The sequence below is a fragment of the Candidatus Mycobacterium wuenschmannii genome (assembly GCF_030252325.1).
Lineage (GTDB): Bacteria > Actinomycetota > Actinomycetes > Mycobacteriales > Mycobacteriaceae > Mycobacterium > Mycobacterium wuenschmannii.
The window spans coordinates 520,101-538,578 of record NZ_CP126981.1 but is presented as its reverse complement, the minus strand read 5'-3'; the positions used below and the strand labels follow the sequence as shown (position 1 = coordinate 538,578).

General features: G+C 67.0%; 24 protein-coding genes. 14 read left to right on the top strand and 10 right to left on the bottom strand.

The genetic code is table 11. From position 1 onward, the window contains the following. Positions 1-18: 18 nt before the first annotated feature. Positions 19-495: a DUF3093 domain-containing protein gene (locus PT015_RS02745; protein ID WP_285188625.1), complete on the top strand. Its 477-nt coding sequence runs from the start codon at positions 19-21 to the stop codon at positions 493-495. A gap of 3 nt (positions 496-498) precedes the next feature. On the opposite strand, the gene PT015_RS02740 is transcribed toward PT015_RS02745, so the two are convergent. Continuing rightward, positions 499-801 carry a DUF4193 domain-containing protein gene (locus PT015_RS02740; protein ID WP_067332485.1) on the bottom strand — a complete coding sequence of 101 codons (303 nt, stop codon included), beginning with the start codon at positions 799-801 and terminating at the stop codon, positions 499-501. A 176-nt stretch (positions 802-977) separates the two neighbouring features. On the opposite strand from PT015_RS02740, the gene cei reads away from it, so the two are divergent. Next, entirely contained in the window at positions 978-1,628 is a 651-nt protein-coding gene (cei, locus tag PT015_RS02735; RefSeq protein ID WP_285188624.1) for an envelope integrity protein Cei, read from the top strand. A 5-nt stretch (positions 1,629-1,633) separates the two neighbouring features. Here the strand turns inward: cei and PT015_RS02730 are convergent, their stop codons facing one another. Continuing rightward, positions 1,634-2,500: an inositol monophosphatase family protein gene (locus PT015_RS02730; RefSeq protein WP_285188622.1), complete on the bottom strand. Its 867-nt coding sequence runs from the start codon at positions 2,498-2,500 to the stop codon at positions 1,634-1,636. 80 nt (positions 2,501-2,580) lie between these two features. Here PT015_RS02730 and ppgK point away from each other — a divergent pair, with 80 nt between their 5' ends. From ppgK to PT015_RS02715, 3 genes are all read left to right on the top strand, one after another. Next, positions 2,581-3,387, top strand: coding sequence for a polyphosphate--glucose phosphotransferase (gene ppgK, locus PT015_RS02725; RefSeq protein ID WP_285188621.1), 807 nt, complete (start codon positions 2,581-2,583; stop codon positions 3,385-3,387). A gap of 178 nt (positions 3,388-3,565) precedes the next feature. Beyond that, positions 3,566-5,080 carry an RNA polymerase sigma factor gene (locus PT015_RS02720; RefSeq protein ID WP_285188620.1) on the top strand — a complete coding sequence of 505 codons (1,515 nt, stop codon included), beginning with the start codon at positions 3,566-3,568 and terminating at the stop codon, positions 5,078-5,080. A 72-nt stretch (positions 5,081-5,152) separates the two neighbouring features. Then, positions 5,153-5,518 carry a RidA family protein gene (locus tag PT015_RS02715; RefSeq protein WP_285188618.1) on the top strand — a complete coding sequence of 122 codons (366 nt, stop codon included), beginning with the start codon at positions 5,153-5,155 and terminating at the stop codon, positions 5,516-5,518. Here PT015_RS02715 and PT015_RS02710 read toward each other — a convergent pair. Next, positions 5,515-5,874, bottom strand: a complete 360-nt coding sequence (locus PT015_RS02710) for a DUF952 domain-containing protein (RefSeq protein ID WP_285188616.1) — start codon at positions 5,872-5,874, stop codon at positions 5,515-5,517. The genes PT015_RS02715 and PT015_RS02710 overlap by 4 nt on opposite strands. 128 nt (positions 5,875-6,002) lie before the next feature. Between PT015_RS02710 and PT015_RS02705 the strand changes: the two genes are divergently transcribed. Further along, positions 6,003-6,200, top strand: a complete 198-nt coding sequence (locus tag PT015_RS02705) for a DUF7455 domain-containing protein (RefSeq protein ID WP_067332495.1) — start codon at positions 6,003-6,005, stop codon at positions 6,198-6,200. A 63-nt stretch (positions 6,201-6,263) separates the two neighbouring features. After that, positions 6,264-7,247 (top strand): YihY/virulence factor BrkB family protein, encoded by a 984-nt coding sequence (locus PT015_RS02700; protein WP_285188610.1) that lies wholly within the window; start codon positions 6,264-6,266, stop codon positions 7,245-7,247. Here the strand turns inward: PT015_RS02700 and PT015_RS02695 are convergent. Further along, the gene (locus PT015_RS02695; RefSeq protein WP_285188609.1) at positions 7,234-7,473 is read right to left on the bottom strand and encodes a DUF3039 domain-containing protein; all 240 of its coding nucleotides are present in this window, start codon (positions 7,471-7,473) and stop codon (positions 7,234-7,236) included. The two genes, PT015_RS02700 and PT015_RS02695, sit on opposite strands and share 14 nt — an antisense overlap. On the opposite strand from PT015_RS02695, the gene PT015_RS02690 reads away from it, so the two are divergent. The 3 genes from PT015_RS02690 to PT015_RS02680 all read left to right on the top strand — a co-directional run bounded on the left by PT015_RS02690 (position 7,472) and on the right by PT015_RS02680 (position 9,861). Continuing rightward, positions 7,472-7,939 (top strand): DUF3099 domain-containing protein, encoded by a 468-nt coding sequence (locus PT015_RS02690; RefSeq protein ID WP_390887919.1) that lies wholly within the window; start codon positions 7,472-7,474, stop codon positions 7,937-7,939. The two genes, PT015_RS02695 and PT015_RS02690, sit on opposite strands and share 2 nt — an antisense overlap. Before the next feature lie 148 nt (positions 7,940-8,087). Beyond that, positions 8,088-9,044 (top strand): sigma-70 family RNA polymerase sigma factor SigB, encoded by a 957-nt coding sequence (gene sigB, locus PT015_RS02685; RefSeq protein ID WP_285188606.1) that lies wholly within the window; start codon positions 8,088-8,090, stop codon positions 9,042-9,044. A gap of 124 nt (positions 9,045-9,168) precedes the next feature. Then, a complete protein-coding gene (locus PT015_RS02680; RefSeq protein WP_285188605.1) occupies positions 9,169-9,861 on the top strand; it encodes a metal-dependent transcriptional regulator in 693 nt (230 codons plus the stop codon). A gap of 4 nt (positions 9,862-9,865) precedes the next feature. Here PT015_RS02680 and PT015_RS02675 read toward each other — a convergent pair whose 3' ends face one another. Next, positions 9,866-10,924, bottom strand: a complete 1,059-nt coding sequence (locus PT015_RS02675; protein WP_285190893.1) for a DUF4192 domain-containing protein — start codon at positions 10,922-10,924, stop codon at positions 9,866-9,868. A gap of 103 nt (positions 10,925-11,027) precedes the next feature. After that, entirely contained in the window at positions 11,028-11,816 is a 789-nt protein-coding gene (locus PT015_RS02670; RefSeq protein WP_285188604.1) for a trypsin-like serine peptidase, read from the bottom strand. A 221-nt stretch (positions 11,817-12,037) separates the two neighbouring features. Here PT015_RS02670 and PT015_RS02665 point away from each other — a divergent pair, with 221 nt between their 5' ends. From PT015_RS02665 to PT015_RS02655, 3 genes are read left to right on the top strand one after another with little or no spacing between them, the layout of a single operon-like run. After that, the gene (locus tag PT015_RS02665; protein ID WP_285188603.1) at positions 12,038-13,018 is read left to right on the top strand and encodes a proteasome assembly chaperone family protein; all 981 of its coding nucleotides are present in this window, start codon (positions 12,038-12,040) and stop codon (positions 13,016-13,018) included. A 34-nt stretch (positions 13,019-13,052) separates the two neighbouring features. Then, positions 13,053-14,075, top strand: a complete 1,023-nt coding sequence (locus PT015_RS02660) for an alpha/beta fold hydrolase (protein WP_285188602.1) — start codon at positions 13,053-13,055, stop codon at positions 14,073-14,075. Positions 14,076-14,099: 24 nt separating this feature from the next. After that, entirely contained in the window at positions 14,100-14,786 is a 687-nt protein-coding gene (locus PT015_RS02655; protein WP_285188601.1) for a PhzF family phenazine biosynthesis protein, read from the top strand. Here the strand turns inward: PT015_RS02655 and PT015_RS02650 are convergent. The 4 genes from PT015_RS02650 to PT015_RS02635 form a co-directional block, all read right to left on the bottom strand. Then, positions 14,783-15,268: a peroxynitrite isomerase gene (locus PT015_RS02650; protein ID WP_285188600.1), complete on the bottom strand. Its 486-nt coding sequence runs from the start codon at positions 15,266-15,268 to the stop codon at positions 14,783-14,785. The genes PT015_RS02655 and PT015_RS02650 overlap by 4 nt on opposite strands. Positions 15,269-15,272: 4 nt before the next feature. Beyond that, the gene (locus PT015_RS02645) at positions 15,273-16,487 is read right to left on the bottom strand and encodes an FAD-dependent oxidoreductase (protein ID WP_285188598.1); all 1,215 of its coding nucleotides are present in this window, start codon (positions 16,485-16,487) and stop codon (positions 15,273-15,275) included. Between the two features lie 21 nt (positions 16,488-16,508). Next, positions 16,509-16,973: a transcriptional regulator NrdR gene (gene nrdR / locus PT015_RS02640; protein WP_285188597.1), complete on the bottom strand. Its 465-nt coding sequence runs from the start codon at positions 16,971-16,973 to the stop codon at positions 16,509-16,511. Positions 16,974-17,081: 108 nt separating this feature from the next. After that, positions 17,082-17,564: a LysM peptidoglycan-binding domain-containing protein gene (locus PT015_RS02635; RefSeq protein ID WP_285188596.1), complete on the bottom strand. Its 483-nt coding sequence runs from the start codon at positions 17,562-17,564 to the stop codon at positions 17,082-17,084. Positions 17,565-17,777: 213 nt separating this feature from the next. On the opposite strand from PT015_RS02635, the gene lexA reads away from it, so the two are divergent. Then, on the top strand, positions 17,778-18,476 hold the full coding sequence (gene lexA / locus PT015_RS02630) for a transcriptional repressor LexA (RefSeq protein WP_285188594.1): 699 nt from the start codon (positions 17,778-17,780) through the stop codon (positions 18,474-18,476). Positions 18,477-18,478 lie beyond the last annotated feature (2 nt).

Below are 18,478 nucleotides of genomic sequence, written 5' to 3'. Positions count from 1 at the left end.
CAGATTACCCTTGACCGCGTGTCAGGGACGCCAGTCGCGCCGCAAACCGTGCGGTACAGCGAGCGTTTGTGGGTGCCGTGGTGGTGGTGGCCACTGGGTTTCGGGCTGGCCGCGCTGATTGCGGTCGAAGTCAACATGGGCGTGCCGAGCCTGCCGGACTGGCTCCCCTTCGCCGTATTGTTCGTCGTCGCCGCGGGCGCGCTGTTGTGGCTGGGCCGCATCGAGATTCGGGTGACCGCCGACGACGATGGAGTCGAGTTGTGGGCCGGCGAGGCACACCTGCCCACCGCCGTCATCGCCCGCACCGCCGAGATTCCACGGTCGGCCAAGTCTGCAGCATTGGGGCGCCAGCTCGACCCGGCCGCCTACGTGCTGCATCGAGGCTGGGCCGGGCCGATGGTGCTGGTGGTGCTGGACGATGAGGACGACCCGACGCCCTACTGGCTGGTGAGCACCCGCCACCCCGAGCGGGTGTTGTCGGCATTGCGCAGTTAGCGGTCAGGCCGCGCAGTCGGTACAGATCATCACGCCGCCCTTTTCGCTGGCCAGACGGCTGCGGTGCTGGACGAGGAAGCAGCTCGAGCAGGTGAACTCGTCGGCCTGCTTGGGGATCACCCGGACGGACAGCTCTTCGCCGGACAGATCGGCCCCGGGCAGCTCGAACGACTCCGCGGACTCTGACTCGTCGACGTCGACCACCGCCGACGCCGCCTCGTTTCGCCGTGCCTTGAGCTCTTCGAGAGAGTCCTCTGAAACGTCGTCGGTCTCGGTACGCCGTGGAGCGTCGTAATCGGTAGCCATCTTCTGTCCCCTCGTAACCCTGCAAGGTTTCCCTGCAAGCAAAGCTTTGTACCAGCGTCGAACGCATCCGCAAAACGATTCGTGCCCGTATCGCAGGGTGTTCAAGTGTGATTTACGTCACAACGCCTATTTAGCCGCGCTACCTCCCGCTAAACCTGGCGCTTTAGAGTGCGTACGTGGTCGCGCACATCACTGAAGGCACAGCGTTCGACAAGCACGGTCGCCCGTTCCGGCGCCGCAACGCCCGCCCGGCAATCGCCCTGCTGGTGGTGCTGCTGGTGGCCAGCGCCGTGGTGTGGACGATCGCCCTGACCCGCCCAACCGAAGTGCACGAGGCCACGGTCTGCAACGCACCCCCGGAGCAGGCCGATCCGGCCCTGCCACACCTGGGCAGCGCGGTGTCGCGCAGCACGATGATCAACGTCGCACCGGCCAAACTGGCCGACGCCAAGGTCCGCGTCCTGAACGCCAGCGGACGCGGGGGTCAGGCCGCCGACGTCGCCGGCGCGCTCAAGGATCTGGGGTTCGCGCAGCCGACCGCCGCCAATGACCCCGTCTACGCCAAGACGCGGCTGAACTGCCAGGGGCAGATCCGCTTCGGCGAGGCCGGACAGGCGGGCGCGGCTGCGGTGTGGCTGGTCGCGCCCTGCGCGGAGCTGTACCGCGACGACCGCACCGACGACTCCGTCGACCTGGCGATCGGCACCGAGTTCAGCGCCTTGGCGCACAGCGACGACATCGCGTCGGTGCTGGCGGGTCTCAAGCGCGGCGACTCCGAGGCGGCCGACTCCGCGCTGCTGACAAAGATCCACGCCGGCACCTGCTGACCCCGTCAGCCGGGAATCGGTGCCAGGCCGCCGAATTCGCCGAGCGTCGCCAGCAGCGCATCGACGACCCCGGGTGCGGCGGCGACCACCAGGGCGGCGTTGCCCGCCGGGTCGCCGTGATCAGGCAACAGCACCCGGGCACCCGCCTCGGTCGCAATGAGCGACCCGGCTGCCAGGTCCCATACGTGCAGACCGTGCTCGTAGTAGGCGTCCAGCCGTCCGGCCGCGACCATGCACAGATCCAGTGCCGCAGAACCGATTCGGCGCACGTCGCGCACCTTCGGCAGCACGCTGGACACCAGCGTCGCCTGCACCGTCCGGCGGCGCTGCGAGTAGGCGAACCCGGTGCCCACCAACGCCCGCGACAGGTCGTCGACGGCGCTGCACCGCAGCCGGCGGGTGCCGTCGGCGTCGGTGACGTGCGCGCCCAGGCCGGCCCCCGCCGAGTACAGCCGCCCGCCGACCACGTCGGCGACCGCGCCGGCCACCGAAACGCCGTCGATCTGCGCCGCGACCGACACCGCGTACGCCGGGATGCCGTAGACGAAGTTCACCGTGCCGTCGATGGGGTCCAGCACCCAGGTGACGGCGCCCGGCGCGACGCTTGCCGGTCCCCCGATCTCCTCGCCGAGCACCGCGTCACCGGATCTCAAGTGCGCCAACCGATCACGCAGGAGCCGCTCGGTGTCGGTGTCGACGACGGTGACCGGGTCGGTCGGGGTTGTCTTGGATCGCACCGCGTCGTCGCCGTCGGCGCCCGCGTCGGAGCCGAACACCTCCGCGCGCCGTCGGCGGACGAATTCGGCCGCCTCGGTGGCCAGCGACTCGGCCACCGCCCGAAGCTGCGCCGGGTGATTCTCAGGTGTGCTCACCGATCCATCGCATCACAGCTACCGGCCGTCCAGCCACGCACTAGGGTTTGGTCGACGCCTACGTCCGCCGAGGAGATTCGATGACCAGTTCCGACTCGACAAGCCCCGCACCGTCGAGCGGCGGGTCCGTCACACCGGCCCGGCGCGGATTCGGCATCGACGTCGGTGGCAGCGGGATCAAGGGCGGCATCGTCGACCTGGACACCGGGGAACTCGTCGGCGACCGCTACAAGCTGCTGACACCGCAACCGGCCACCCCCAAGGCCGTCGCCGAGACGATCGCGGCCGTCGTCCACGAGTTCGGCTGGACCGGGCCGCTCGGCGTGACGTACCCCGGCGTCGTCACCGACGGGATCGTGCGTACCGCCGCCAACGTCGACAAGAAGTGGATCGGCACCAACGCCCGCGACATCATCAGCGCCGGCTTGAACGGCCAGGAGGTGGTCGTGCTCAACGACGCCGACGCGGCCGGACTGGCCGAGCAGCGTTACGGGGCCGGCAAGGACACCGGGGGCGTCGTGGTGCTGCTCACATTCGGCACCGGGATCGGATCGGCGGTCATTCACAACGGGATATTGCTGCCCAACACCGAGTTCGGCCATCTCGAAGTGGGCGGCAAGGAGGCCGAGCACCGCGCCGCGTCGTCTGTCCGCGACCGAAAGGGCTGGAGCTTCGAGAAGTGGGCCAAGCAGGTGACGCGGGTGCTGATCGCCATTGAGAACGCGATGTGCCCCGAATTGTTCATCGCGGGCGGCGGAATCAGCCGCAAGGCCGACAAATGGGTCCCGCTGCTGAAGAATCGCACCCCGGTGGTCGCCGCGGCCCTGCAGAATTCCGCCGGAATCGTCGGCGCGGCGATGGCGGCGACGCGCGACGTGACCCACTGATTTGCGCTCTCTGGCGGGGGTGTAGCCGCGCTGTCGTTACAATGGTCACCGGCAGCCGCACGAGGAGATAGCGGCGAATATCCACCCTGATAATCGACGCCGACATCTGACATAGCTGACGTCTTCCGGTTGAGCATGCCTACGGCCACCGGAAGTGAGTTCTACCGAAGGGGTTTACGTGGCAGCGACCAAAGCACGACCGGCGACCGATGAGCCGGTGAAGCGCACCGCCGCCAAAGCACCCGCGGCCAAGCGTTCGCCGGCCAAGGCCACCAACGGCTCCGCCACCAAGACTGCAGCCAAGGCACCGGCAAAGGCAGCCAAGGCCGCTACGGCCACCAAGACCCGTACCGCCACCAAGAGCGCGGCCACCAAAGCCGCTCCGGCCCGCGGCCGCCCCAAGAAGGCGAGCACGAAGGGCGCCGACGACGCCGAGGCGACGACCACCGACGCCGAGGGCGAAGATCAGGAACTCGACAACGACGACCTTGCCGACGGACCCGGCGACGAAATCGATCTCGCCGACGAGGACCTGAATCTCGAGGATCTCGAAGACGACTCATCCGACGAGTCCGACGACGACTCGGACGACGCCGCGAAGTCCGGCACCGATGAGGCGGCCGCGAAGAAGCCGGCCAAGCCCGCCGAGGAAGAGTCCGACGAAGAGGAAATCGTCGAGCCGAGCGAAAAGGACAAGGCCTCAGGCGATTTCGTCTGGGACGAGGACGAGTCCGAGGCTCTGCGGCAGGCCCGCAAGGATGCCGAGCTGACCGCGTCGGCCGACTCGGTCCGGGCCTACCTCAAGCAGATCGGCAAGGTGGCGCTGCTCAACGCCGAAGAGGAAGTCGAGCTGGCCAAGCGGATCGAAGCCGGCCTGTACTGCACCCAGCTGATGACCGAGTTCACGGAGAAGGGCGAGAAGCTTCCCGCCGCGCAACGCCGTGATTACCAGTGGATCTGCCGCGACGGCGATCGCGCGAAAAACCATCTGCTGGAAGCCAACCTGCGACTCGTGGTGTCGCTGGCCAAGCGCTACACCGGCCGCGGCATGGCCTTCCTCGACCTTATCCAGGAGGGCAACCTCGGTCTGATCCGTGCGGTCGAAAAGTTCGACTACACAAAGGGTTACAAGTTCTCCACGTACGCAACCTGGTGGATCCGCCAGGCCATCACCCGCGCCATGGCCGACCAGGCCCGCACCATCCGTATCCCGGTGCACATGGTCGAGGTGATCAACAAGCTGGGCCGCATCCAGCGCGAGCTGCTGCAGGACCTGGGCCGCGAGCCCACGCCCGAAGAGCTGGCCAAGGAAATGGACATCACCCCGGAAAAGGTGCTGGAGATCCAGCAGTACGCCCGGGAGCCGATCTCGCTCGACCAGACCATCGGCGACGAGGGCGACAGCCAACTCGGTGACTTCATCGAGGACAGCGAAGCCGTGGTCGCCGTCGACGCCGTGTCGTTCACGCTGCTGCAGGACCAGCTGCAGTCGGTGCTCGAGACGCTCTCCGAGCGCGAGGCCGGCGTCGTACGGCTGCGCTTCGGGCTCACCGACGGCCAGCCGCGCACCCTCGACGAGATCGGTCAGGTCTACGGCGTGACGCGCGAGCGCATCCGTCAGATCGAGTCGAAGACGATGTCGAAGCTGCGGCACCCCAGCCGCTCGCAGGTGCTGCGCGACTACCTCGACTAAGCCGGTCGTTAAGACCCTGTCGCGCAATTAATTCGGATGCGCCCGGGTGGTCCCCTGTCCTAGGTTGACCCCATGTCACCCAGCCGCATCCTGGTCTCGTCGGGAACCGCATTCGAGGCGACCGTGGGCTATTCGCGCGCCGTGCGAGTCGGCCCGCTGATCGCGGTATCCGGCACCACCGCAGCGGTGCCGTCCGACGACATCGGTGCACAGGCGCGAGACGTGTTGCGCCGTATCGAGATTGCGCTCGGCGAAACGGGCGCGACGCTGGCCGACGTGGTCCGCACGCGCATCTTCGTCACTGACATCGGACGTTGGCGCGAGGTCGCGGCCGTGCACGCCGAGATCTTCGGTCGGATCCGCCCGGCCGCCACCATGGTCGAGGTCGCCGCGCTGATCCTGCCGGGCCTGCTCGTCGAGATCGAGGTCGACGCCTAAGCACCCAGCGACGGGAACGCTCCGTCGGCGCCCGGGCGGTAGCTGGTGACGCTGATCACAGAGCCAACGGGCAAGGGGCCGTAGAGATGCGGGAACACCATCGACTCCGGATCCGTTGCTACCCCTAGTTCCCAACGAATGGGTGAAGCCAGATGAGACGGATCGATGTGCAGCAGAACAAGGTCGTCGCGACCGCGGTAGAGGCGGTTGGCCGGCAGGTGCACTTGCTCCGGTGTCGACAGGTGCACGAAGCCAACGTCGGCGAGCGACTCGGGCCGATGCTCGCCCTGAGCCTGAGCGGCTGACCAGTCGTCAGCGGAGCAGAGATGGAGCAGCACCGCAGACCCCTGGTTCATAAGCACCATCTTGCCCGACGGCCTAAACCGCCGACCGAGGTGAGAAACGACACAGCCGGTAAACCCCCGGTGAAGACGGCCAAAAGCACAGACATCTGAGACAGTAGAGAAGGCAGAACGGAGTAGTCATGAATGCAACGTTGACCAGTCCAGAACTGACCCGGGCTGATCGGTGCGATCGATGCAGTGCTGCTGCACGGGTTCGCGCCAAGCTGCCCTCCGGAGCAGAACTCCTCTTCTGCCAGCACCATGCCAACGAGCATGAGGCGAAGCTGATCGAATTGTCCGCCGTGCTGGAAATCAGCGGCGACCCGATCGACGCTTAATCACACGACTCGCCACCTGCAAACCTGGCGGCAACAGCGTTCGTCGGTAATCCTTGACGGGTCATGACCGACCTTCCAGTGAAACCGTCGCGGCATCAAATCTGGCGCACCACCAAACGCGCGTTGTCCAAGAGTTGGGACGACTCCATCTTTTCGGAGTCCGCCGGAGCGGCGTTCTGGTCGGCACTGTCCTTACCGCCGCTGTTGCTCGCACTGCTGGGCAGCCTGGCCTACGTAGCCCCATTGTTCGGCCCGGACACCATGGGCGGCATCGAGCATTACTTGGTGTCGTTGTCCAACAAGATCTTCTCGCAGAGCGTGGTACACGAGATCATCGAGCCGACCATCGCTGACATCGAGGGCGGAGCCCGCGGCGAGGTGGTGTCGCTGGGCTTCCTGATCTCGCTGTGGGCGGGGTCCTCGGCGGTGTCGGCGTTCGTCGACGCGGTGGTCGAGGCTCACGATCAAACCCCGTTGCGGCATCCGGTGCGGCAACGGTTTTACGCACTCGCCCTGTATGTGTTGGCACTGCTGTTCGTGATCATCAGCGCGCCGCTGTTAGTGCGCGGCCCGCGAAAGCTCGCCGAGTTCATCCCCGACCGGATGCAGGATGTGTTGGCGTACGGGTACTACCCGGTGCTGTTGGCCGGACTCATCGCAACGCTCGTCGTGCTGTACCGGGTCGCCCTGCCCGACCCGCTGCCGACTCACCGGCTGATCTTCGGCGCGACCCTGGCCAGCGTCGCCTTCGTTGTCGCCACCGTCGGGCTGCGGATCTATCTGCGCTACATCACCAGCACTGGCTACACCTACGGCGCGCTGGCCACCCCGATCGCTTTTCTGCTGTTCGCGTTCTTCGGCGGCTTCTCGATCATGTTGGGCGCCGAATTCAACGCCGCCATCCAGGAGGCATGGCCGGCCCCGCGGACGCACGCCCACCGGATGCGGCGCTGGTTGGTCAAGCGGGCCAAGGAAGTCGCCGACGAGGTCGCGACGACGGACGACGAGCCGTCGCCGACGGATACCGGCCGCGTCAGCTCTTCTTGAGGGTTTCGTAGATTCGCTTGCAGTCCGGGCACACCGGCGAGCCGGGCTTCGCCGACTTCGTCACTGGGAACACCTCGCCGCATAGCGCCACGACATGCGAACCCATCACCGCACTTTCGGCGATCTTGTCCTTCTTGACGTAGTGGAAGTACTTGGGAGTGTCGCTGTCGGTCCCGTCGTCGACGCGTTCGTCGGTGTCGGTGCGTTCGATCGTCTGGGTGTCCATGTCGCACATTGTGCCGGAACCGCCCCCGCCCCCGTGCGTCAACTTATGGAACAGTGGAGTGATGAGGCACAGCCACGAGCTGGGTTTCGACGACGATGGTCGACCGATCCTCATCACCGCCGCCGCACCCGCATACGAGGTACAGCACCGGCAACGCGTCCGGAAGTACCTGACCATCATGTCGTTCCGGATACCGGCGCTCCTGCTGGCCGCATTCGCATACGGCTTGTGGCACAACGGGCTTATCTCCTTGGCCATCGTCGCGTTCTCGATTCCACTGCCCTGGATCGCGGTCCTGATCGCCAACGACCGCCCGCCCCGCCGGGCCGACGAGCCGCGCCGGTTCGACGGTCCGCAACGGCGCACTCCCCTGTTTCCCACCGCCGAGCGACCCGCCCTGGAACGCCGCAGTCCTTCGGCGCCCCAACCGGAATGGCGGCACGGGCACATCGACGGTTCCGCATAACCGGCATTTGTTAGCAGTTCTCAGTACATTCTTAGGGCCGCCCAACATTCGCGCACGTCAGCGCGTGTGAGATCGCAAGCGCGTGGGAACTACTTCACCCGATGGGTCGTTGTACCCCGTGAAAGCTCACGCCGATCAGGAGGCCGCCATGGCAAATGCCACCACACGCCGGGACAGCGATCTGGACTCTCAAAGCCCAGCCGCAGATCTGGTGCGCGTGTATCTGAACGGGATCGGCAAGACGGCACTGCTCACCGCAGCCGACGAGGTCGAACTCGCCAAGCGCATCGAGGCCGGCTTGTACGCCAAGCATTTGCTCGAAACCCGCAAGCGCTTGGGCGAAAACCGCAAGCGCGATCTTGCCGCCATCGTGCGCGACGGCGAAGCGGCCCGCAGCCATCTGCTGGAGGCCAACCTGCGACTGGTCGTCTCGCTGGCCAAGCGCTACACGGGTCGCGGTATGCCGCTGCTGGATCTCATCCAGGAGGGCAACCTCGGCCTGATCCGCGCGATGGAAAAGTTCGACTACGCAAAGGGATTCAAGTTCTCGACCTACGCGACGTGGTGGATCCGCCAGGCGATCACCCGCGGCATGGCCGACCAGAGCCGCACTATCCGGCTGCCGGTCCACCTGGTCGAGCAGGTCAACAAGCTCGCCCGGATCAAGCGGGAGATGCACCAGAACCTCGGCCGGGAAGCCAGCGACGAGGAACTTGCCGAAGAGTCCGGCATCCCCGTCGAGAAGATCAACGATCTGCTTGAGCACAGCCGTGACCCGGTCAGCCTCGACATGCCGGTCGGCTCCGAAGAGGAAGCGCCGCTGGGCGATTTCATCGAGGACGCCGAGGCCATGTCCGCAGAGAACTCGGTGATCGCCGAACTCCTGCACACCGACATCCGCAGCGTGCTCGCCACGCTCGACGAGCGGGAGCATCAGGTGATCCGGCTGCGCTTCGGACTCGACGACGGGCAGCCCCGCACACTCGATCAGATCGGCAAGCTGTTCGGTCTGTCCCGCGAGCGGGTCCGCCAGATCGAGCGCGAGGTGATGGCCAAGCTCCGCAACGGTGAGCGGGCCGACCGGCTCCGCTCCTACGCGAGCTGACGACCCGACCAGAAGCGAGACAGTATGCCCGCCGCAGCCGCGGCGGGCATACTGCTGCGCTGGAGTGTTAGCGAACCATTCGCCCAGCTTGCCAAGTAGACTCGGCGGCAATGGAAGGTGCGGAATGAACGACCTGGTTGATACCACCGAGATGTACCTGCGGACCATCTACGACCTCGAGGAAGAGGGCGTCACCCCGCTGCGTGCCCGTATCGCCGAACGGCTGGACCAGAGTGGGCCGACGGTCAGCCAGACCGTGTCGCGAATGGAGCGCGACGGGCTGCTGCATGTGGCCGGCGACCGCCACCTCGAGCTGACCGATAAGGGCCGGGCGCTGGCCGTCTCCGTGATGCGCAAGCACCGGCTCGCCGAGCGGCTGCTGGTCGACGTCATCGGCGTGCCGTGGGAAGAGGTCCACGCCGAGGCCTGTCGCTGGGAGCACGTGATGAGCGACGACGTCGAGCGCCGGCTGATGAAGGTGCTCAACAACCCGACCACCTCCCCGTTCGGCAACCCGATCCCCGGGCTCATCGATCTTGGCATCGGCGACGGCTTCGGCCCCGACGACGACAACCTGGTCCGGCTGACGGAGTTGCCGGCAGGCCCGCCCGTCGCCGTCGTGGTGCGCCAGCTGACCGAGCACGTGCAGGGCGACATCGACCTGATCAGCCGTCTCAAGGACGCCGGCGTCGTCCCGAACGCGCGCGTCACCGTCGAGTCCAACCAGGCCGGCGGCGTGACGATCGTCATCCCCGGCCACGAGAACGTGGGCCTGCCGCACGAGATGGCGCACGCCGTCAAGGTCGAAAAGGTCTAGCCACTCACATCGCACGGCGGGTGAACACTCGCCGCGGCGGTAGCCGCACCCCGAGCCGATCGGCCAACCGGTAGCCGGTGATCGCCAGCTCCCGAATGTGTTCGGGCCGCAGGCCCGACTGCAGCGCCGTGTCGAGCATCCCCGCCATCCGATGCCCCGGCTCGCAGCGCAGCGCGGCCTCCAGCGACACCCCGGCCAGCGGCCCGTCGCCGCGGGCATAGGCGCTGAAGGCCAACAACACCAACGCCTCGACGCGCCACGGCATCGGCAGCGTGCGCGACAGCAACGCCCACAGCGACTCCGCGTCGCCGGCGCTGTGCCCGACGGCCAGCGCGTACAACGTGTCGCGGACTTCGACGTCTGCCAACCCACAGGCGAGCCCGGCAACCTCGGTGTCGGCAAGCTGCTGCCCGTCGGCGACGGCAGCCGCGGCCGCCATCGCGGCTTCGATGTCGCGGCGCACGCAGCGATCGGAGTCGGCGCGATGCGACGTGTCGCGCAGCGCGGCACGCTCGGCGATCAGGTCGGTCAACTCCGCGCTGCGGAACCGGTCGGCGACCGCGATCACCGCCTGCAGATCGGCTCGGCGAGCGTAGAGCCGCCGCCCGTCCAGCACCGCGGCGGCCGCCAGCGGCGAGGCCGACGGGTCCTCGACAACACCTCCGGCGCCGCAGCCGTCGACGCAGTGCCAGCGACCGCCGACCGCCACCCGGTCCACGACGTGGACGGCCCACAACGCGATGTCGTGCCTGGCGAGTTCGTCGGTCAACGTCCAGCACAGGTCGCGGTACTGGTCGTTGCACATCGGGCAGCCCGCGCCGTCGGCGTCGACGATCACCGCGATGGCCGCCTCAGGGCCCGCGGCGGCGGCGACCTCCGCGAGATGCGCGACCTGTTCGGCGATCGTGTCGGACAGGTCGACGCGCATCACCGACCCGAGTTCGCCGCCGTCGATCGACAACAACACCAGCGATTTTTCGGGCACGAAGCCCAGCACCGCGGGGAGCGCGGCGATCACCGCGCCGGGCCGATTCAGTTCAAAGTCATGTCGCTGCTTGGTCATGGCGACGACGCTGGCAAGCGACACCGTCACGCCGTCCGCGTTGCGAGCGGCCGCGGCGGCCTGCTGTGCATGAAGCACCGACTGTGAATGACCGGAGCGGCCGTCAGCACTCGTCGTCGAAGGACCTCGGCGCCGCATCACCCGGGCCGCCGGCCTGCGCCCGCGCGAACAGCTGGGCGAGGTGCTCGTCGAACGGCGGTGAGTAGGACAGGTTCTCCGCGCAGCCGCCACCGTGCAGGCCGCCGATCACACCGGTGACGGTCGAACCGCTGATCCAGGGCGCGCCGCTGGTCCCGTCGACCAGGCCTGCGCACGGCAACTCGGGGTAGCCGGCATCACTGAGTCCGGTGCCGGTCCGGCACCCGATCGGCGCCCCGCCGATTCCCGCCGGATAAGCCACCACGGTCACCTCGCTGCCTCTCGCGGGTGCGGAACCGAGCGACAACGCCGAGCCCGCCGCCGCCTCCACCAGTCCGCCGGACGGCCGGCTCACGCGGGCGATCGCGTAGTCGGCATGGGGGTCTTTTGTCGCCAGCCAGCGCGGATCCAGGTAGACCGTGTCCACCGTCCACACATCCGCGGGGACGACGTTGCGGGCAAACCCGGGAACGAAGCGCACCGGTCCGCCGCCGGTGCTCAGGCAGTGCGCGGCCGTCAGCACCAGATTGCCCGCCGTCGAGTGCAGCACCGAACCGGTGCAGGCGTGCAGATCGCCCTCGGACAGGAAGATCGCACCAACCCGCGGATCGGGGTCGACGGGCGCGGCGATGACCCGGTTCATGGCGCCGGCGACCGCCTCATCCGGTTTGCTGATCACGGGTACCGATTGGGCTGAATGTCCGCAGCCGCCCAGCACCATCGCTAGCACCGCCGCTATCGCCAATATCCGCATCGCGGTCGATCATGCCCGATTGCACACGTGGGAGCGCCGATCGACGCTGTCGGCGTGGCACTTTCGGCGCAGCGGGAATCGGGTATGCCCCGGAATGTCGCCGGTGCTGATCGCGTTGGTCAGCACAGTGGCGGGCGGGTCAGGTATCCGCTGCTCGGCGGACTGAGGGACACTATCTGACACGGCGAGTGACACCGCGCCGTGGCGAGGAGGCAACCGAGATGGGCCACAACGAGCCGTCCGAAACACCCGACCGGGACCGGCGCTACCAGCCCGAGCAGAACGCCATGTACGAGCTCGAGTTCCCGGCGCCCCAACTGTCGCTGTCCGACGGCCGCGGGCCGGTTCTGGTGCACGCCCTCGAAGGCTTCTCCGACGCGGGTCACGCGATCAAGCTGGCGGCCGGCCACCTCAAGAACTCGCTGGACACCGAGCTGGTGGCGTCGTTTGCGATCGATGAACTGCTCGATTACCGCTCGCGGCGGCCGCTGATGACGTTCAAGACCGACCACTTCACCCACTACGAGGACCCCGAACTGAGCCTCTACGCCATGCACGACAGCGTAGGGACGCCGTTTCTGTTGTTGGCCGGCATGGAGCCGGACTTGAAGTGGGAGCGGTTCATCACAGCCGTCCGGTTGCTGGCCGAGCGGCTCGGCGTGCGACAGACCATCGGTCTGGGCGCCATCCCCATGGCCGTACCGCACACCCGGCCGATCACGCTGACCGCGCACTCGAACAACCGCGAGCTGATCGCCGACTTCACGCCGTGGATCTCCGAGGTGCAGGTTCCCGGCAGCGCGTCGAACCTGTTGGAGTACCGGATGGCGCAGCACGGTCAGGAGGTCGTCGGTTACACCGTGCACGTCCCCCACTACCTGGCGCAGACTGACTATCCGGCGGCTGCGCAGGCACTGCTGGAGCAGCTGGCCAAGACCGGCGCGTTGCAACTTCCTCTGACCTCTCTGACCGAGGCTGCGGAAGAAGTCAAGGTCAAAGTCGATGAACAGGTCGAGGCCAGCTCGGATGTCGCTCAAGTGGTGGAGGCGCTGGAGCGACAGTACGATGCCTTCATTGCCGCGCAAGAGAATCGGTCTCTCCTGACGCGGGATGAAGATCTACCCAGCGGTGACGAACTCGGAGCCGAGTTCGAGCGATTCCTGGCCCAGCAGGCCGAGAAGAACGACGACGATCCGACCTGATCGCCCTATCGGGCCCGACAGCGAAGTTGGCGACATGACTCAGCGCAAACCGAATCTTCGCTCGGTGCGCGAGGTCACGCCGCAACTCCAGTTCCGGACGGTGCACGGCTACCGGCGCGCGTTCCGTATCGCCGGCTCCGGTCCGGTGATCCTGCTGATCCACGGCATCGGCGATAACTCGACGACCTGGTCGACCGTGCAATCCGCTCTCGCGCAACGGTTTACCGTCATCGCGGTCGATCTGCTGGGACACGGCGAGTCGGACAAGCCGCGCGCGGACTATTCGGCTGCGGCCTACGCCAACGGAATGCGTGACCTGCTGTCGGTTCTGGACATCGAGCGCGTCACCGTTATCGGCCACTCGCTCGGCGGCGGTGTCGCCATGCAATTCGCCTACCAGTTCCCGCACTTGGTAGAGCGACTGGTATTGGTCGCCGCCGGCGGCGTCACCAAGGACGTCAACATTCTGCTGCGGTTCGCGTCGCTGCCGATGGGCAGCGAGGCGCTGGCGCTGCTGCGACTGCCGTTGGTGCTGCCGGCTTTGCAAATCGTCGGCCGCGCGGCCGGAATGTTGGTGGGCTCCACCGCGATCGGCCATGATCTGCCCGATGTACTGCGGATCTTGGCCGGCCTCCCAGAGCCGATGGCCTCGGCGGCATTCACCCGGACACTGCGCGCGGTGGTGGACTGGCGCGGCCAGAGCGTCACGATGCTGGACCGATGTTATCTGACGCAATCCGTTCCGGTGCAGATCATTTGGGGCACCGACGACGTCGTCGTGCCGATCAGCCACGCCCACATGGCGCACGCCGCCATGCCGGGCTCCCAGCTCGAGATCTTCGAGCGCTCCGGGCATTTCCCGTTCCATGACGATCCCGACCGCTTCATCGAGATCGTCGAGCGCTTCATCGACACCACCGCGCCGGCCGACTACGACCAGACCGCGCTTCGCGAACTGCTCCGCACCGGCGGCGGTGCACAGACGGTGTCCGGACCCATCGACACCCGGGTCGCGGTGCTCGAGGCCATGGGCGCCGACGAGCGCAGCGCCACCTGACCGCGGCCCCGTAGAGTCGCTCCCATGAGCGTCGACGTCACCGTGTTGCGGGTATTCACTGATGCGGCAGGCAATTTCGGCAATCTACTCGGCGTCGTCGACGCGGCCACGATCACACCAGACCAGCACCAGCGAATCGCCACCGAATTGGGTTACAGCGAAACAGTTTTCGTCGAGGTGCCCACAGACGGGGCCACCACCGCGAAAGCGCGGATCTACACCCCGCTGACCGAACTGGCGTTCGCCGGGCATCCGACGGTCGGAGCGGCGTGGTGGTTGCGCTCGATTGGCCGGCCCATTCACACGCTGCAGGTGCCCGCCGGCCTGGTGCAGGTGCGCTTCGACGGCGACATCACTACCGTCAGCGCCCGTTCGGACTGGTCACCGGAGTTCGCGATCCACGATGTGGACAGCGCCGACGACCTGGCCGCCGCCGACCCAGCCGACTTCTCCGACGACGTCGCACACTATCTCTGGACATGGACCGACGAGCCCGCCGGGTCGTTGCGCTCGCGAATGTTCGCGCCCAATCTCGGTGTGCCAGAAGACGAGGCGACGGGGTCGGCGGCCGTGCGCATCACCGACTATCTCAGCCGCGACCTGCACATCACGCAAGGTGCGGGATCGGTGATCGAGACGACGTGGAGCCCACACGGCTGGGTCCGGGTCGGCGGCTTCGTCGCCGAGGACGGCGTGCGTCGAATCTCTTAACCCTTGCGATGCAACGTCGCCGACAGGTGATGCTGCAGCGGCTGCCCGACCGCGGCCATCTCCAGGGAGTAGGAGAGCTCGTCGCCGTGGACCCGGAATCGGCGACCGAGTGACGTCACCTCTTTGGCGGACGGCGTCATGGCGACCTGAGTCGTCGACATCTCGAGCTCGATGGTGTCGCCGTCGGCAATGTAGCGGCCGACTTCGATCTCGGTGATGCCACTCGGGTGCGCCAGCACCAGTTCGATCTCGTTGTAGCGCGGCACCCGGAGGTAACCGGCTTCGGCGTGCAACGGCGCCCCGTCGGCCGCGGCCTTGGTCTTTTGGCCGTAGATCAAAAACGGTTTGCCCACATGGGAAAACGTGACTTCTTCGAGGTAGTCGAATGACTCGATGGTCGGGTACTCGCCGGCCCCCCGGCCCTGCCAGGTGCCGAGCAATGGCGCCAGGTGGTGCAGGTTGGGGTGTAGTTCGGGCGGCATCCGGTCAGCCTAGTCCGGCGTGCACGTCGGGCGTACGGACGCGTTCGGGTCGGATTCCGCTGCCGACCAGAATCGGCGGAATGTATTGAAATGGCCCGCGGCCGACGATTTTCGGCACCCGGACCGGGGACAGGTCGCCGGCGAGATTCGGTTCGATGACGTTGTTCTGAATGAACACCTGACCGGCCTGAATGATGCGGGTCGGTAGCTCGCGGCGGCGCTGCACCTTCGCCAAGTCGGCTTCGGTGACCCGGTTTTCGCGCAGCGGGCCGCACAGCGCGTTGGCCGCTGCCACCGCGTCCGCGACCGCGAGGTTGATGCCGATCCCGCCGACCGGCGACATCGCATGCGCGGCATCTCCTATGCACAACAACCCTTTTCGCCACCACTTCTCGAGGCGGTCCACCCGCACGTCGAGCTGGCTGGTGTCGTCCCACGAGTGCAGATCCTTGACGTGCTCGGCCAGTTGCGGCTGCACGGAGACGAGCCGCTGCGTGAACTCTCCGAGCGAACCGTCGCGTGGGTTCTCACCTTTGGGCATGATGTAGGCGATCTGCCAGTAGTCGGTGCGATAGATCATCGCCATCATCAGGCCCTTGCGGACGATCCCCACCAACTCCTGCGGATCGCCCGGACGCCAGCTCAGCCGGAACCACAGCACGTCGATCGGCGAGTTCGACGCTGCGGTCTGCAGTCCCGCCGCTGCGCGCACCGCGGACTTGCGTCCGTCCGCGCCGATCACCAACTGGCAACGCACCTCGAGGTCGGGCGTGCGCACTCCGACGACGCGATCCCCGTCGAAGATCAGGTCGGTAACCTCCGCATTGCGGATCAGCGTGAATTCCGGGTAAGCGCTTGCCTTTTCGGCCAGGAAGTCGAGAAAGTCCCACTGCGGCATCAACGCGATGTAGGGCTGCTTGAAGCCCAGCCGCGCGAGCGCGCTGAAGTTCCCGAAGGTTCGCAGCGTCCCGTCGGTATCGAAGGCGAGACGACGGACCTTGGTGTGCGGGAGGCGAAGAAACTCGTCGATCAGCCCCAGCTGGTCGATGATCCGTAGCGTGCTCGGATGCACGGTGTCGCCGCGGAAATCTCGCAGGAAGTCATTGTGCTTCTCCAGCACCGTCACGTCGATTCCCGCCCGCGCCAACAGAAGCGCGTGCACCATGCCCGCGGGACCACCGCCGGCGACGCATACCTGGGTGTGCACGACACGAGTCATGCTCCGACATTACGACGCCGGTCAACCGGGGGCGGACACCTTTCGGTGGGCCCGCAACGCCTTGATCTCGCGCTCGAAATCCGCGGCGGATTCGAAAGACCGGTACACCGACGCGAATCGTAGGTACGCCACTTCGTCGAGATCGCGCAGTGGGCCGAGGATGGCCAGCCCGACCTCGTTGCTGGGGACCTCCGGCGATCCGCCCGCCCGAACCGCGTCTTCCACCTGCTGTGCCAGCAGGCTCAGCGCGTCGTCGTCGACCTGGCGTCCCTGGCATGCTCGCCGCACGCCGCGCATGACCTTTTCCCGACTGAACGGCTCGGTCGCGCCACTGCGCTTGACGACAGCAAGCACCGCGGTTTCCACGGTGGTGAATCGGCGGCCACACTCGGGGCACGACCGGCGGCGCCGGATCGCCTGTCCCTCATCGGCTTCACGGGAGTCGACGACTCGCGAATCCGGGTGCCGACAGAACGGACAGTGCATGGCCGCTCCTTTGCCGCGCCGATCCGGGGGTGTCCCGGGCCTCCCCGAGCCTACCTGCGCCCAAGGGCGACGGCCTAGCGTCAGGGAGTGTCGCGGCTGGTGAACGGCTCAGCCCACCGGCGCGATAAGCGTCTGCCCCGCCGTCACCGCGGACGAGTCGAGCTCGTTGAGTTCGCGAATGCGGGCGGTGACCTGACTGGTCGGCGCGTCCGGGGCAACCCGGGCAGCCAAGTGCTGCAACGTCTCCCCGGGTTCGACCCGGACGACGGCGAGCTGGTCCGGCATCTGGACCGCGGCCTTCTCGGGACCGCTGTGCAGCATGCCGCCGAAGTGGGCGACGAACCCCAGCCAGACCGTGATGCCGGCGGCGACCAGGGCGAGCGCCACGGTGGTCACCGGGGTGATCGGCCGGGCGCGATGCGATGCGTTCGACATCAGCACGCCGGTACCGCGATAGCGCGGCGGGGCCGCGACGGGCCTGGATGACTGCGGGCCGCGGGATCCGGGGCGGCCGCTGCGGCCGGCCGGACGCACCTGAACCGGCCGAACCCGGGGCTGCGGGCTGCGGGAGATCGTCTCGATGTGCATCATGTGGGGTCCTCCAGTCGGGCTTGCGGGTCGATCACTTGTTCGAAGAGTAATCGATAATGTGTTCGAAAACCGAACATGTGATCGAACTGTTGCACACGCTGAAGACGATAGAACGGCCCACCGACAACTTTTGCAGCCCTGATCAGGCGTTAATCGCGACACGGGTCGAACACATGTTTGATATCTAGGGCAAATGCCGCTACATTCGTCCATATGAGCGATAGCCAGACCCCGGACGCCGACTCCGCACGTGCCCCGCGATCTGCGGATTCAGGGCTGACGCCGCGCCAGCGGACCATCCTGGACGTCATCCGCGCGTCGGTCACCAGCCGCGGCTATCCCCCGAGCATTCGGGAGATCGGCGACGCCGTCGGCCTGACGTCAACGTCCTCAGTTGCACACCAACTGCGCACGCTGGAGAAGAAGGGCTACCTCCGCCGCGACCCGAATCGGCCGCGTGCCGTCGACGTCCGCTCGGCCGACGACGCATCCAAGACTCCGGCGCTCACCGACGTCGCCGGCTCGGATGCGCTGCCGGAGCCGACCTTCGTGCCGGTGCTCGGCCGGATCGCCGCCGGTGGCCCGATCCTGGCCGAGGAGGCCGTCGAGGACGTCTTTCCGCTGCCGCGCGAACTCGTCGGTGAGGGCGCGCTGTTCCTGTTGAAGGTGGTCGGCGAGTCGATGGTCGATGCGGCGATCTGCGACGGCGACTGGGTCGTGGTCCGCCAGCAGAACGTCGCCGACAACGGCGACATCGTCGCGGCCATGATCGACGGTGAAGCGACCGTCAAGACGTTCAAGCGCACCGGTGGCCAGGTCTGGCTGATGCCGCACAATCCCGCGTTCGACCCGATTCCGGGCAACGACGCGGCCGTACTCGGCAAGGTCGTCACGGTCATTCGCAAGATCTGACG

Bases quoted from the DNA above. Each gene is read 5' to 3' on its own strand.
- PT015_RS02740 (WP_067332485.1), bottom strand. From the start codon at position 801: ATGGCTACCGATTACGACGCTCCACGGCGTACCGAGACCGACGACGTT.
- ppgK (WP_285188621.1), top strand. From the start codon at position 2,581: ATGACCAGTTCCGACTCGACAAGCCCCGCACCGTCGAGCGGCGGGTCC.
- PT015_RS02715 (WP_285188618.1), top strand. From the start codon at position 5,153: ATGTCACCCAGCCGCATCCTGGTCTCGTCGGGAACCGCATTCGAGGCG.
- PT015_RS02710 (WP_285188616.1), bottom strand. From the start codon at position 5,874: ATGAACCAGGGGTCTGCGGTGCTGCTCCATCTCTGCTCCGCTGACGAC.
- PT015_RS02705 (WP_067332495.1), top strand. From the start codon at position 6,003: ATGAATGCAACGTTGACCAGTCCAGAACTGACCCGGGCTGATCGGTGC.
- PT015_RS02700 (WP_285188610.1), top strand. From the start codon at position 6,264: ATGACCGACCTTCCAGTGAAACCGTCGCGGCATCAAATCTGGCGCACC.
- PT015_RS02690 (WP_390887919.1), top strand. From the start codon at position 7,472: ATGTCGCACATTGTGCCGGAACCGCCCCCGCCCCCGTGCGTCAACTTA.
- PT015_RS02695 (WP_285188609.1), bottom strand. From the start codon at position 7,473: ATGGACACCCAGACGATCGAACGCACCGACACCGACGAACGCGTCGAC.
- sigB (WP_285188606.1), top strand. From the start codon at position 8,088: ATGGCAAATGCCACCACACGCCGGGACAGCGATCTGGACTCTCAAAGC.
- PT015_RS02680 (WP_285188605.1), top strand. From the start codon at position 9,169: ATGAACGACCTGGTTGATACCACCGAGATGTACCTGCGGACCATCTAC.
- PT015_RS02675 (WP_285190893.1), bottom strand. From the start codon at position 10,924: ATGACCAAGCAGCGACATGACTTTGAACTGAATCGGCCCGGCGCGGTG.
- PT015_RS02670 (WP_285188604.1), bottom strand. From the start codon at position 11,816: ATGCGGATATTGGCGATAGCGGCGGTGCTAGCGATGGTGCTGGGCGGC.
- PT015_RS02665 (WP_285188603.1), top strand. From the start codon at position 12,038: ATGGGCCACAACGAGCCGTCCGAAACACCCGACCGGGACCGGCGCTAC.
- PT015_RS02660 (WP_285188602.1), top strand. From the start codon at position 13,053: ATGACTCAGCGCAAACCGAATCTTCGCTCGGTGCGCGAGGTCACGCCG.
- PT015_RS02655 (WP_285188601.1), top strand. From the start codon at position 14,100: ATGAGCGTCGACGTCACCGTGTTGCGGGTATTCACTGATGCGGCAGGC.
- PT015_RS02650 (WP_285188600.1), bottom strand. From the start codon at position 15,268: ATGCCGCCCGAACTACACCCCAACCTGCACCACCTGGCGCCATTGCTC.
- PT015_RS02645 (WP_285188598.1), bottom strand. From the start codon at position 16,487: ATGACTCGTGTCGTGCACACCCAGGTATGCGTCGCCGGCGGTGGTCCC.
- nrdR (WP_285188597.1), bottom strand. From the start codon at position 16,973: ATGCACTGTCCGTTCTGTCGGCACCCGGATTCGCGAGTCGTCGACTCC.
- PT015_RS02635 (WP_285188596.1), bottom strand. From the start codon at position 17,564: ATGATGCACATCGAGACGATCTCCCGCAGCCCGCAGCCCCGGGTTCGG.
- lexA (WP_285188594.1), top strand. From the start codon at position 17,778: ATGAGCGATAGCCAGACCCCGGACGCCGACTCCGCACGTGCCCCGCGA.